Annotated in this window: 10 protein-coding genes; 2 read left to right on the forward strand and 8 right to left on the reverse strand. The window is 71.4% G+C overall.

Annotation, left to right across the window (positions count from 1 at the left end; genetic code table 11):
- Window positions 1-8 precede the first annotated feature (8 nt).
- The 3 genes from J0I43_RS00290 to J0I43_RS00300 form a co-directional block, all read right to left on the reverse strand.
- Window positions 9-1,346: an amidohydrolase family protein gene (locus J0I43_RS00290; RefSeq protein WP_292857218.1), complete on the reverse strand. Its 1,338-nt coding sequence runs from the start codon at window positions 1,344-1,346 to the stop codon at window positions 9-11.
- A gap of 53 nt (window positions 1,347-1,399) precedes the next feature.
- Window positions 1,400-3,025: an AMP-binding protein gene (locus J0I43_RS00295; RefSeq protein ID WP_292857221.1), complete on the reverse strand. Its 1,626-nt coding sequence runs from the start codon at window positions 3,023-3,025 to the stop codon at window positions 1,400-1,402.
- A 182-nt stretch (window positions 3,026-3,207) separates the two neighbouring features.
- A complete protein-coding gene (locus tag J0I43_RS00300; RefSeq protein ID WP_292857224.1) occupies window positions 3,208-4,293 on the reverse strand; it encodes a Glu/Leu/Phe/Val dehydrogenase family protein in 1,086 nt (361 codons plus the stop codon).
- A 203-nt stretch (window positions 4,294-4,496) separates the two neighbouring features.
- Between J0I43_RS00300 and J0I43_RS00305 the strand changes: the two genes are divergently transcribed.
- The gene (locus tag J0I43_RS00305; RefSeq protein ID WP_292857227.1) at window positions 4,497-4,973 is read left to right on the forward strand and encodes a YbaK/EbsC family protein; all 477 of its coding nucleotides are present in this window, start codon (window positions 4,497-4,499) and stop codon (window positions 4,971-4,973) included.
- A gap of 9 nt (window positions 4,974-4,982) precedes the next feature.
- Here the strand turns inward: J0I43_RS00305 and J0I43_RS00310 are convergent, their stop codons facing one another.
- From J0I43_RS00310 to J0I43_RS00325, 4 genes are read right to left on the reverse strand one after another with little or no spacing between them, the layout of a single operon-like run.
- The gene (locus tag J0I43_RS00310) at window positions 4,983-6,878 is read right to left on the reverse strand and encodes a glycogen debranching N-terminal domain-containing protein (protein ID WP_292857229.1); all 1,896 of its coding nucleotides are present in this window, start codon (window positions 6,876-6,878) and stop codon (window positions 4,983-4,985) included.
- The gene (locus J0I43_RS00315; RefSeq protein ID WP_292857232.1) at window positions 6,875-7,783 is read right to left on the reverse strand and encodes a carbohydrate ABC transporter permease; all 909 of its coding nucleotides are present in this window, start codon (window positions 7,781-7,783) and stop codon (window positions 6,875-6,877) included. Before J0I43_RS00315 ends, J0I43_RS00310 begins: the two co-directional genes overlap by 4 nt.
- A complete protein-coding gene (locus tag J0I43_RS00320; protein WP_292857235.1) occupies window positions 7,780-8,919 on the reverse strand; it encodes a carbohydrate ABC transporter permease in 1,140 nt (379 codons plus the stop codon). The genes J0I43_RS00315 and J0I43_RS00320 overlap by 4 nt, the downstream gene beginning before the upstream one ends.
- A 4-nt stretch (window positions 8,920-8,923) precedes the next feature.
- On the reverse strand, window positions 8,924-10,183 hold the full coding sequence (locus J0I43_RS00325) for an extracellular solute-binding protein (RefSeq protein ID WP_292857238.1): 1,260 nt from the start codon (window positions 10,181-10,183) through the stop codon (window positions 8,924-8,926).
- Window positions 10,184-10,332: 149 nt separating this feature from the next.
- On the opposite strand from J0I43_RS00325, the gene J0I43_RS00330 reads away from it, so the two are divergent.
- Window positions 10,333-11,334: a LacI family DNA-binding transcriptional regulator gene (locus J0I43_RS00330; protein WP_292857241.1), complete on the forward strand. Its 1,002-nt coding sequence runs from the start codon at window positions 10,333-10,335 to the stop codon at window positions 11,332-11,334.
- 52 nt (window positions 11,335-11,386) lie between these two features.
- Here J0I43_RS00330 and J0I43_RS00335 read toward each other — a convergent pair whose 3' ends face one another.
- Window positions 11,387-12,160: an IclR family transcriptional regulator gene (locus J0I43_RS00335; RefSeq protein ID WP_292857244.1), complete on the reverse strand. Its 774-nt coding sequence runs from the start codon at window positions 12,158-12,160 to the stop codon at window positions 11,387-11,389.
- Window positions 12,161-12,191: the final 31 nt, after the last annotated feature.

The following is a 12,191-nucleotide window of genomic DNA, read 5'->3' on the forward strand; positions in this document are numbered from 1 at the left end:
GCGCGGGATCACCTGCCGGTCCGGTCCCGAAGGGCCGCGACGAGGGCGGCCTCGTCGGCGGTGACCAGCCGGTAGTCGCGGACGACGACGCGCCCGGCGACGACGACGTGCCGCGGCCGCCGCCCCGGATGGGACCACACCAGACCTGCGACCGGATCGGCGACTCCGGCGTCGGCCACGCCGGAGACATCCCAGACGCAGAAATCCCCCGCTGCGCCGGGGGACAGGATGCCGAGATCGGCTCGACCGAGACCGGCTGCGCCTCCGGAGGTGGCCATCGCGAGCACGTCGCGCGCCGTCAGCACCGGGCCCACGAGTCCGGACACCTGCATCGCGAGGCGGGCATCGGCCAGAAGGTGGCCCGCGTCGTTCGAGCCGCCCCCGGATGTGCCGAGTCCGACGGCGATGCCCGAGTCTCGGATTCGACGCACCGGGCTCACGCCCCACCCCATCGGGACGTCGCAGCCCGGGGCATGCGTGGCGCTGACGCCGGCGGTGGCGAGCCGCGCGATCTCGTCGTCCGTGACGTCGCACAGGTGGGCGATCGTCACGTCCGACTCGAGCCACCCCCAGTCCTCGAGCAGATCGAGCGGCCGGCGGCCGTATCGCTGGAGCGCGATCTCCGTGTCGACCTGTTCGTTCGCCTGGGTGCGGCGGCGCAGGCCGTGGCGGTGGGCGACCGCGCCGAGCGCGCGAAAGGTCTCCGCGGAGTCGGAGTGGACGCCGGCGGGCCCGACGGCCAGTTGCAGCATGCCGTCGGCGCTCGTTCCGCTCGCGGAATCCGCGGGAAGAAGGGCGCGGACGATCGCCTCGGCGCTGTCGGCGGCGGCATCCGGATCATCGCGCGCCGAGCCCCGCACGAACACGAGCCGAGCGCCGAGCGTGGTGGCGGCGGCGGCGACGGCGCGCGCGATGGCCACGGTGTTCCCGATCGGGTCGGCCACCGCGCCCGGGTCGGGCCAGTTGAGTTGATGGTCGGCGACCGTCGTCACTCCGCACAGGAGCGATTCGGCGAGCCCCACCCCGGCGGTCGCACCGACCAGCGATGCGTCGATCCCGGCGCGGGCGTAGGCGGCGGCCATCGCCGGCAGCCAGTCGCGCATCGGCACGCCTCGAGTGCCCGGGAGCGTGCGGAAGCCCGACTGCAGCAGGTGGTGGTGCGCGTTGACCAGGCCGGGGGTGACGATGCCCCCCTCCGCGTCGAGGACCTCGCCTGCCGGAGACGGCGACCCCGCCGCGGCGACCCGCCCGTCCTGAACGACCAGGGTGCCGTTGCGGTCGGCAGCGGGGTCGTCGAAGCGCTCGACGATGACGGAGGCGCCGGTGAGGGTGACTGAGCCGGTCATGTCCTCCGTCCTACCAGGCGGATGTTTCGCGCAGATGCCGCCGAGCGCGGGGCCTACTGCGCCGCCTCCTGTGCGGCCGCTCCCGCCGCCTCCCGCGCCCGCAGGTCCTTGCGCAGGATCTTGCCGGCCGTCGACTTCGGGATCTGGTCGATGAACTCCACCCGCCGCACCTTCTTGTACGGCGCGACGTTCTCGGCGACGAAGGCCTTCACATCCTCTTCCGTGAGACCGGAGTCGGGCGCGGCCACGACGAACGCCTTCGGGATCTCCTCGTGGTCCTCGCCCTGCACGCCGATGACCGCGGCATCCAACACCTTCGGGTGACTCAGCAGCAGCGCCTCGAGCTCCGCCGGCGCGATCTGGTAGCCGTGGTACTTGATGAGCTCCTTCACCCGCTCCACGATCGAGAAGTACCCGCCCTCGTGGTACACGGCGACATCGCCCGTGTGGAGGAAGCCCTCGGCATCCAGCGTCTCCGCCGTCGCATCGGGCTTGCCCAGGTACCCGAGCATGACGTTCGGACCCTTGACCCACAGCTCGCCGGGCCGCGTCTGCCCGTCCTCGCCGATCTCGGTGATCTCCTCGCCCGTCTCGGTGTCGACGAGCTTGCAGACGATGTTCGGCAGGATCGTGCCGACCGACGAGACCGGGATGTCGTGGCGCGTGTACGGCATGGCGTGCGAGACGGGGCTGAGCTCGCTCATGCCGTAGCCCTGCATCATGCGGGCTCCCAGGCGCCGCCCCGCGACCTCCGCCGTCTCGCCGTCGAGGGGAGCCGCACCGGAGAAGATCGTGTGCACCGTCGAGATGTCGTACTGGTCGACGATCGGATGCTTCGCGAGGGCGACCGCGATCGGCGGCGCGATGTAGAGGTACGTGCACTTGTAGGTCTGGATGTTGTCGAGGAACTGGACCAGGTCGAACTTCGGCATCGTGACGAGGCTCGCGCGCTGCTTGAGCGCGAGGTTCAGCAGCACCGTCATGCCGTAGATGTGGAAGAACGGCAGGACGGCGAGGACGCGGTCGCTGGTCTGGAGGTCGATGTTGATGCGGCACTGCGCGACGTTCGCCACGAGGTTGCGGTGGCTCAGCATGACGCCCTTCGGGATGCCGGTCGTCCCGGACGAGTAGGGCAGGACGGCGACATGCGTCGCCGGGTCGAAAGACACCTCCGGCGGTGTGCGCCCTTCGGTGAGGAGCTCGGGCAGGTTCGGATGGCCGGGCGTCGCCTCGGCGGTGCCGTCGAGGACGATGACATGATCGGCCGGGATGCCGACGGCATCCGCGGCGGCCTGAGCCTGGGGGAGGAGCGGGCTCACGGTGATGAGCCAGGTGGCTTCGGCATCCGTCAGCTGTTTCTGGATCTCGCCCGGCGTGTAGAGCGAGTTGAGTGTCGTCACCGTCGCGCCGGCGCGCAGGATGCCGTGGAAGACCGTCGCGAACGCCGGGACGTTGGGGCAGAGGAGGCCCACGACGGTGTCGACGCCGACACCGCGCGCCGCGAGGGCCCCGGCGAACGCATCGATCTGCGCCTTCAGCGCGCCGTACGTCGTCTCGACGCCGGTCGACGGGTCGATGAGCGCGATGCGGGCGGCGTTGTCCGCGCTCAGCTCGCCGAACAGGTCGTCGTAGACACTCGTCGCGGGGATCTCGATGTCGGGGAACGGGCTGGTGAACACGGGCGGTCTCCTTCGACGGCGGTGTGGCCGGCGCGGCGACGGCTTCGGCTGCCGAGGTGTCGCGCGGGCCTCCCGGCGACGATGCCGGGTGGCACCATCCTGACATCACGACGGACCCGGTTCCACTCTTTGTGGCACCGGGTCCGTCGTTCACGTCGTCGGACGGGCGTGAGCGGGCGCCGTCAGACGAGCGCGGACGTCGCCGCCGCGGCGCGCAGGCGTGCGGCGGCGCGCTGCTCCGCGGCATCCAGCGGCGTGATCCCGTGGTTCTCGGCGTCGTCGAAGATCCCGCGGACGACGTCTCCGATGCCGGCGACGCGGTCCATGATCTCGGCGCGGCTGCCGAGGCGCTTCGCCTCGAGGTCGAGGTAGATCACGCCGCCGGCGTTCACGACGAAGTCGGGCGCATAGAGGATGCCGCGCGCGGCGAGGCGATCGGCGCCGCTGCGCGCGGCGAGCGGGTTGTTCGCCGGGCCGCAGACGGCGCGGGCGGCGAGGGCGTCGATGACCTCGTCGTCCAGCACTCCGCCGATGCCGGCCGGGACGAAGACGTCCGCGGCGATGAGGTGCTCGGTGCCGGGGTCGACCCAGTGCGCGCCGAGCTCGGCGGCGAGGTCTCGCTTCGCGGGATTGACGTCGGTCACCGTGAGGGCGGCGCCCTCGGCGGCGAGCCGGACCGCGAGGCGGCTGCCCACCTGACCCAGACCGGAGATCGTGATGCGCCGGCCGGCGACCGCGGCATCCGAGCCCGTCGTGTCGTCGAGCCGGTCGAGCGTCGCGCGCAGAGCCTCGTAGACACCGAGGCTCGTCGGTCCGGCCGGCTCGCCGGACCCGCCCGCGGAGTCGGGGAGCCCCACGACGTGGTTCGTGCGTTCGCTGACCGTGAGCATGTCGTCGGTGGTCGAGCCGACGTCTTCCGCCGTGCGGTACCGACCCTCCATGCGCTCGACGGCGTCGCCGAGATCGAGGAAGGCGGCGCGGCGGCGATCGGAGTCGAGCGTCGTGCCGGGCGGCAGGCAGATGACGGACTTGCCGCCGCCCGCATCGAGGCCCGCGGCGGCGTTCTTGAGCGTCATCGCGGCGGAGAGCCGGAGGGCGTCGCCGACGGCGTCGCTCCAGTGCGGGTAGGTCCACAGCCGGGCGCCGCCGAGGGCGGAGCCGAGCGCGGACGAGTGGAGCGCCACGGTGATCACGAGGCCGCTGCGCGGGCCCGTCGTCACCTCCACGCGCTCGTGCGTGAGATCGGGCAGGGGCAGGGTGTGCGTCATCGCGTCCTCTTTCGGCGTGCCTTGTGGGCAGTGCTCTGCGGACGTCGCGGCTTTGCGGCATCCGCCGTCCATTGTGTCACCCGCGGCGGTGGGCGTCGGCAGCGTTCGAAAAGCAGGGCCCATCGACGCACCGGCCCCCGCCGCGCGCTCCGTGCAGCGATCCGCCCTGCTTTTGTCGCGGCGACGGGCGCTACGGTTGCACCATGGTCGAGAATCTGTCGCCCCGGAGCGTGCTGGTCCAGGATGCGCTGCGCGCCGCGGGCATCGCGGGGGAGATCGTCGTGCTGCCGGATGCCGCGTCCACGGCCGCTCTCGCGGCGGCGGCGCTCGGGGTCGAGGTCGGCGCGATCGCCAACTCGCTCGTCTTCTGGTCGGACGACGAGCCGCTCCTGGTGATGACGAGCGGGGCGCACCGCGTCGATACTGGGGCCCTCGCCGCGCGCCTCGGGCGCGCGCCCATCGTGCGGGCGACGCCCGAGCAGGTGCGCGAGGCGACCGGTCAGGCGATCGGGGGCGTCGCGCCGACGGGTCATCCGACGCGGCTGACCACCGTGGTCGACGAGGCGCTGGCCGTGTACCCCGAGATCTGGGCAGCCGGGGGCACCCCGCACACGGTTTTCCCGCTGACCTACGACGAGCTCGTCGCGCTCACCGGCGGTACGGTCGCGAAGGTCGACTGACCCTGCGCATCAGCGCGCGGCTCGGCTCAGCACCTCCCACGCGGTGACGGCGGCCGCCGCCGACCAGGCCTGCGGGCGGCATGCGGCCGGGTAGGGAGCCGGCGCCGAGACCGCGGTCGCCGCATCACCTGCGTGCAGTTCGGGCACGCGGTAGTCGAACGCCTCGGCTGCGGCGAGCATGCCGGACACGACCGCGGTTGCGTCGTCGAGCCGACCTGCCCGCGCCATGCCGCGCGCGATGATCGCGGTGTCGTGGGTCCACACGCTGCCGCCGTGATAGCTCAGCGGCCAGTAGCCGGCGGCGCCCGTCGACAGCGTGCGCACGCCGAAGCCGGATGCCATGGGCGCCTCCACCAGCAGCGCGGCGACAGTGGCCTCGTCGGCCTCGTCGAGGATGCCGGTGCCCAGCAGATGTCCGATGTTCGAGGTCAGGGTGTCGACGGCGCGACCGTCGCGGTCGAGGGCGATGGCCGGATATCGCCCCTCGGGCGTCGTGACCCAGAAGCGCTCGTCGAACCGCCGCTTGAGCCCCGCGGCCCAGGCCCGCACCTCGTCACCGCCCGGGCGGCCGAATCGGTCGAGCAGGGCGGCGCCTCCCAGGGCGGCCTCGTAGGCGTAGCCCTGCACTTCGCACAGCGCGATCGGGCCCTCGGCGAGCGCGCCGTCGCGCCATTGGATCGAGTCGCCGGAGTCCTTCCAGCCCTGGTTCGACAGGCCGTGGCCGGTCTCGTCGACATAGTCGAGGAACCCGTCCTCGCCCGCCGCGGCCAGGATCCAGCCGAGCGCGGCCTCGAGGTGCGGTAGGAGCGCGCGCACGTCCGCGTCGGGCATGTCGGGCGCCGTCTCGGCCAGCAGACACACCCACAGCGGCGTCGCATCGACCGTCCCGTAGTACAGCGGCGGCAGGACGATGCCCTCGCCCGGCAACGCGAGAGTGCCGGCGCGCAGCTCGTGCATGATCTTGCCCGGCTGCTCCGCGGTGTCGGGGTGGGTCCCGGCGCCCTGCAGCCGCGCGAGGACGCGCAGGGTGGATGCCGCGACATCGGCATCCAGCGGCAGCATCAGCCGGGCCGCCCACAGCGAGTCGCGGCCGAACAGGGTGAAGAACCACGGCGCCCCGGCGGCGAAGAAGACGTCGTCCGGGGCGTCCGGCAGGGTCAGGCGCAACCCCGCCAGGTCTCCGAGCGCCCGGTGCAGCCAGCGATCCAGGCGGGCGTCGGCGCCGGCGACCGGCGCGGGCGCAGCCCAGGTCGCGGGCGCCTCGACCCCGCGGACGACGAGCCGCTGGTCGTCGAGATCCAGGGTCCATGACGCCTCCGCGGCGCCGAACGGAGCGATCGGCAGCGTCCAGTCGAGGACGACGGCATCACCGACTCGCACCTGCGCGCCGGGCGCGTGAAGCGACAGCGTCGCACCCTCGCGGGATGCCACGGCTCCGTCCGCCGTCGCCGTGATGAGGGCGTCATCGTGCGATACGGCTCCGGCCTTGACGTCCTGGAGCGGCGCGAACCCGATCACCACCTTCGCACGCAGGCGCACGGTGACCGGCTCGGCGAGGTGCGAGCGGACCGTGAGCGTCTCGGACATCCGCCCGATCCCGACGTCACGGACGCGCTCGATCCGCACCTTCGGGTCGGGGGAGCCGTCGTCGACTCCGCGCAGCAGCCCGTCGAAGCGTGCCTGCGCGGCGGTCGGAGCCGTGGTGCGGGTCCATTCCGGACGCTCGAACTCGCCGTCATCGCCGGCATAGGTCACCGTGAGCGCGCGGATGAACCGCGTGTCGCCGTGGTACACGCCGTCGATGGGCGCGGACCCCATGTCGCCGTCGCCGCCCGACCAGGCCTGGGTCGGCGCGGTCAGCACGATCGTGCGGTCGTCGAGGAACGGCTGGCGTCCTGCCCTCATTCCTTCACTGCTCCTTCACTGGTGTTCATGATGCGCCGCTGGAAGACGAAGAACAGCACGGCCACCGGAATGGTCATGATGGCCGCCGCGGCGAGTTTGAGCGGATACTGCGTGCCCTGACTGAGCTGACCGGATGCCAGGGAGGCGACGCCCTTCGTCAGGGTCGTGAGGTCCGGCGACTGGGTCGAGACGATGAAGTGGCTCAGCTCGTTCCACGATCCCTGGAACGAGAGGATCACGATCGTGATGAGCGCGGGGCGCGCCATCGGCAGGACGATCGACCAGAAGACCCGGAAGGTGCCGGCGCCGTCGATCCGCGCCTGCTCTTCGACCGATGCGGGGATCGACTCGAAGAAGTTCTTCATGATGAACACGCCGGCGGCATCGACGAGAAGCGGCAGGATCATGCCCGCGTACGAGTCGTAGAGGCCCAACTGATTCAGCACGAGGAACTTCGGGATGAGCAGGACCACCGTCGGCACCGCCATGACCCCCACGACGACCGCGAACACGATCCCCCGCCCGCGGAAATGCAGGCGGGCGAGCGCGTAGCCCGCGAGCGACACGAAGAAGACGCGCCCCAGTGTGACCACGATGGTCACGATGGCGGAGTTCGCGAACCACAGTGGGAAATCGCTGTGCAGGAACAGGCGCTCGTAGGCGGCCACCGTGAAGGTCTGCGGCAGCAGCGAGATCGGATCGGCGGCAGCCTCCTGCTCCGTCTTGAACGACGTGGCCACCTGGACGAGGAACGGGTAGATGTAGACGAGCGCGAGCGCGATCAGCATGGCGTACAGGGCCACCTGGCCGACGCGACGGCCCGGTGTGAGGTGCCGGCGCCGGCGGGGGAGGGATGCCGGGGTCTGCGCCTGGATCTCCACCTCGGTGAGAGCGGTCGCGCTCATCGGACCTCCTCCTTCCCGATGCGCGCCTGTCGTGGCTGATACGCCCGGATGCGGCGCCGCGACACCGGCCGGTCGCGCAGCACCCAACGCTGGAAGATCGTGAACGCGATGATGATGAGGAACAGGAGGAACGCGATCGCCGCCCCGATGCCCCAGTTCTGGTTCTGGAAGGCCGCCGTGTAGGAGAGGTAGGCGGGCGTGACCGTCGTCTTGGCGGGTCCGCCCTGCGTACCGGTGTAGATCTGGTCGAACACCTGCCAGCAGCCGATCAGGCCGAGCGTGATCACCGTGAACAGCGTGGGGCGCAGCTGGGGAAGGGTGATCCGCCAGAACCGCTGCCAGGCGTTCGCGCCGTCCATCATCGCGGCTTCGGTCAGCTCATAGCCGACATTCTGCAGCGCGGCGATGAACAGCAGCATGAACGTGCCGCTCGTCGTGAAGACGGCCATGAGGATCAGCGCCGACATCGCGATCGAGGGGCCGGCGATCCACTCCCACCACGAGACGCCCAGGAAGCCGTTGCCCGTGAGCGCGTCGGGCCCGGTGCTCAGCCCGAGCTTGCCGAGCGCGACCTGCACGATGCCGCGGGGATCGCTGAACCAGTTCGGCCCGGTGCCGCCGAGTCCGGCGATGATCGCGTTGACCGGTCCGGCGAACGAGAAGAGGAAGAGCCACAGCACGGTGATGGCCACCGAGCTCGTCACCGACGGGAAGTAGAAGGCGGTGCGGAAGAAGCCGCGGCTGCGCAGGATGCGGCGGCTGACCAGCACCGCCAGGAACAGCGACAGGGCCGTCTGGAGCGGGACGACCAGGAGGACGTACCAGGCGTTGTTGCGCAGGGCGATGCCGAAATCGCGGGTGGGCAGGCCGCCTTTCGTGGTGATGGCGGCGTAGTTGTCGAGCCCGACGAAGCCCACGGAGGGCGAGAGCGGACTGCCGCGACCGGACCAATCCGAGAAGCTGACCCAGAGCGCCATGAGCACGGGGACCAGCAGGAACGTGCCGAGGATGAGGATGACCGGGAGCACGAACAGCCAGCCCGCGGCCGCCTCTCCCCGACGGGTCCCGCCGGAGCGGGCCCGCCGGGGAGAGGACGGCCGGGTCGGCGTCGCGGCCTGAGCGACGGTGGATGCCATGGCGTCAGCCGACGACGGCCTCGAGGTTGGTCTGCACCGAATCGAGGATCGACTTCGGGTCGCCGGTCTTCAGCGACTCCAGCTGCGCGTTGAAGTCGGTGATGACATCGGCTGCCCCCTTGTTCGTCGGCACGCCCTGGGCGTAGTCGGCGCCCGTGAGGAAGGCCACGAGATCGGGGTTGTCGCTCTTCCATTCGTCGGCTGCGGACTGGACCGAGGGCATCGGACCGAACGCCTTCGAGAACGCGAGCTGCTGGTCGGCGCTCGTCAGGTACTGGACGAGATCCAGCGCCGCCTTCTGGTTCGGGCTGTCGGCGGCCATGCCCCAGCAGTTCGTGAACTGCAGGGTGCCCTTGCCGGCGGGGCCGGCCGGAAGCTCGACGACCTTGGCCTTCACGTCGGGGTAGTCGCCGAGGGCACCGGTGATCCAGTTGCCCTCGATCGTCATCGCGCCCAGCTGCTTGCCGAACGCCTCGCCGCCCCAGCCCGCGCCCACATCGGACGCGTAGGCGAACGTGCCGTCCTGCAGGTGCTTCTGCACGTACGTGAGCGCCTCGACGTTGGCGTCGCTGTTCGCCTCGGCGGTCTTGCCGTCCGCCGACACGAGACGGCCGCCGGCCTGCGCCATGAACGCCCCGAGGCGCGCGTACTCGCCGCCGAACACGAGGCCCTTCGTGCTGCCCGAGGTGAGCTTCGCCGCGACGGAGGCGAGCTGATCCCACGTCGTCGGCACGTCGGCGTCGGTGAGCCCTGCCGCCGTCCACAGGTTCTCGTTGATGACCAGCTGCAGCGTCGAGAAGTCCTTCGGTGCGCAGTAGAACGAGCCGTCGTAGGTGAAGTTCTGCACGAGCGACGGGTAGAAGTCGTCCTTGTTCGTCAGGTCGTCGCCGTACGCCTTGAGCGACCCGTTCTCGGCGAACCCCGCGAGCTGGTCGGAGCCGAGGTAGAAGAGGTCCGGCGGCGAACCCGCGGCGAAGCCCTGCGAGAGCTGCTGGGCCAGGTCCGTCGCGGGAACGACGGATGCCTTCACGCCCGAGTCCTTCGACCAGGCCGCCACGGCGTCCTGGACGGCCTTGGTCTCGGCGTCACCGCTCGAGCCGATCATGATCGTGAGGGCGTCGTCGGACGAGGTCAGCCCGCCGGCATCCCCCGATCCGCTGGGGCTTCCGGAATCGAACCCTGAGCCGCAGCCCGTGAGGGTGAGCGCGGCCACGACCGCGAGTCCTCCCGTGGCGAGCAGCGCCCGTGCTGTGTGTCGCGTCATCGCATCTCCTTCGAAACGGTGCGGGTCCGGCGGTGGACTCCGCGTCTTGATCGTTCAAATGAACCGAGTCTCGGTACTTTGATCGTTCAAACTGTGGGATGCTGGACACCTTACGGCGACGATGTCGCTGACGTCAAGATGGGGAGCCGATGCACAGATCCGCGACGATCGAGGACGTGGCGCGGGCCGCGGGCGTCTCGCGGCAGACCGTCAGCAATGTGCTCAACACCCCTGCGATCGTCCGCGACGAGACGCGCGAGCGCGTGCAGGACGCGATCCGTCGACTGGGCTATGCGCCGCACGCGTCGGCCCGGCGCCTGCGCACGCGACGCAGCTCTACCCTCGGCATCCACCTCGATCCGTACGCCGGCGGGATCTCGGGCGTGGTCCTCGACCGGTTCGTGCACGCGCTGACCGAGCGCGCGGGCGAGCGCGGGCTGCGCGTCATGCTCTACGCGGCCCGCTCGCCCGAGGAGGAGATCCGGCGCATGGCCGATCTCCGCGACGGCGGCGACATCGACGCCGTCGTCATCACGGGCACGTTCCACGGCGACCCGCGGTCGCAATGGCTGACCGATCATTCCGTGCCGTTCGTCGCGTTCGGCCGGCCCTGGGGCGAAGACGACGTGGGCGATCCGGCGCACCTCTGGGTCGACGTCGACGGCGCCGCCGGCACGGCCCAGGCGACCCGGCACGCGGTCGCGACGGCGGGACGACGCGTCGCGTTTCTCGGCTGGCCCGAGGGATCGGGCACGGGTGATGACCGTGAGCGCGGCTGGCGCGAGACCATCGGCGCCGACGGGCCGGCGCTGCGCCTCACGAGTCCCGAGAGCGTCGCTGCGGCACGTGAGGTCGTCGAGGGCGCGCTGGAGACCCACGAGATCGATGCGATCGTCTGCGCGAGTGATTCGCTCGCCGTCGGCGCGCATCTCGCTGCCGTGACCTCCGGCCGTCCGCGCCTGCCCGTCGTCGGGTTCGACAACACGCCCGCCGCAGAGGCGCTCGGCTTCTCGAGCATCGAACAGCTGCCCGAACGCGTGGCATCCGGAGCTCTCGACCTGCTCCTGGGCGGTGCACGCGACATCGTCTCGCGCGAGATCGTTCCGCGTGAGGCGCACGTGCTGGTGGAGCCGCGCCTCGTGGTCCGCTGAGAGGACCGCAGGGAAGGGCCCAGCACCCGAGCACCCGGCCACCCGGTGGCCCTCAGCGGATGCGGCGGGCGAGTTCGGCGGCGGCCGCGTGGGTCGCTGATGCGAGAGCGAAGACCTCGGGTGCGTCCCCCTGCCACGTGACGGCCATCGCCGCGACCGGCCAGCCCGCGTGATCGAGGATGGCCGCGCCGACCGAGCGGAAGCCGAGGGTCACCTCGCCGTCCTCGGTGGCGAACCCGTCCGCGCGAACGGCCCGCAGCACTTCGCGCAGCTCGGTGGGCCGCTGCGGTCCGCGCCCGGTGCGGTCGGCGAAGGACGCGGCATCCGGATACAGCGCGCGCACCTGCTCGCGGGGGAGCGCGGCGAGCATCGCGCGCCCCGTCGCCGTCAGGTGCGCGGGCAGGCGCACGCCGACGTCGGTCACGAGCGCGGGCCGGCGCGGGGCGCGCTCCTCGACGATGTACAGCACATCGCGCCCGGTCATGACGGCGAGATGCGCGCTCTCACCCGTGCGGTCGGCCAGAGCCGCCACGAGCGGGCGACCGAGTCGTGCCAGCGGCTGCTGCCGCGCGTACCCTCCGGCCAGCTCGAAGGCGGCCGTCCCGAGACCCCACCGGCCCTCCGCCTGCATGTGCACGACGAAGCCGTGCGCGACCGTCGCGTTCAGCAGGTGGTACACGCTCGAGCGCGGGATGCCGAGGTTCTCGGAGATCGTGCGCGCGGCCACCGGGCCCCGCTGGCGCGAGAGGAACGAGAGGATGCGCAGCGTCTGATCGGCCGCCGGGACCTGCGGCGCGGGCAGGAGCCTGTCTGGGATCACAGACACAGGATGCCACGATCCCCTCGCGGCGTCATCG

Source organism: Microbacterium sp., from assembly GCF_017305435.1.
Classification (GTDB): domain Bacteria; phylum Actinomycetota; class Actinomycetes; order Actinomycetales; family Microbacteriaceae; genus Microbacterium.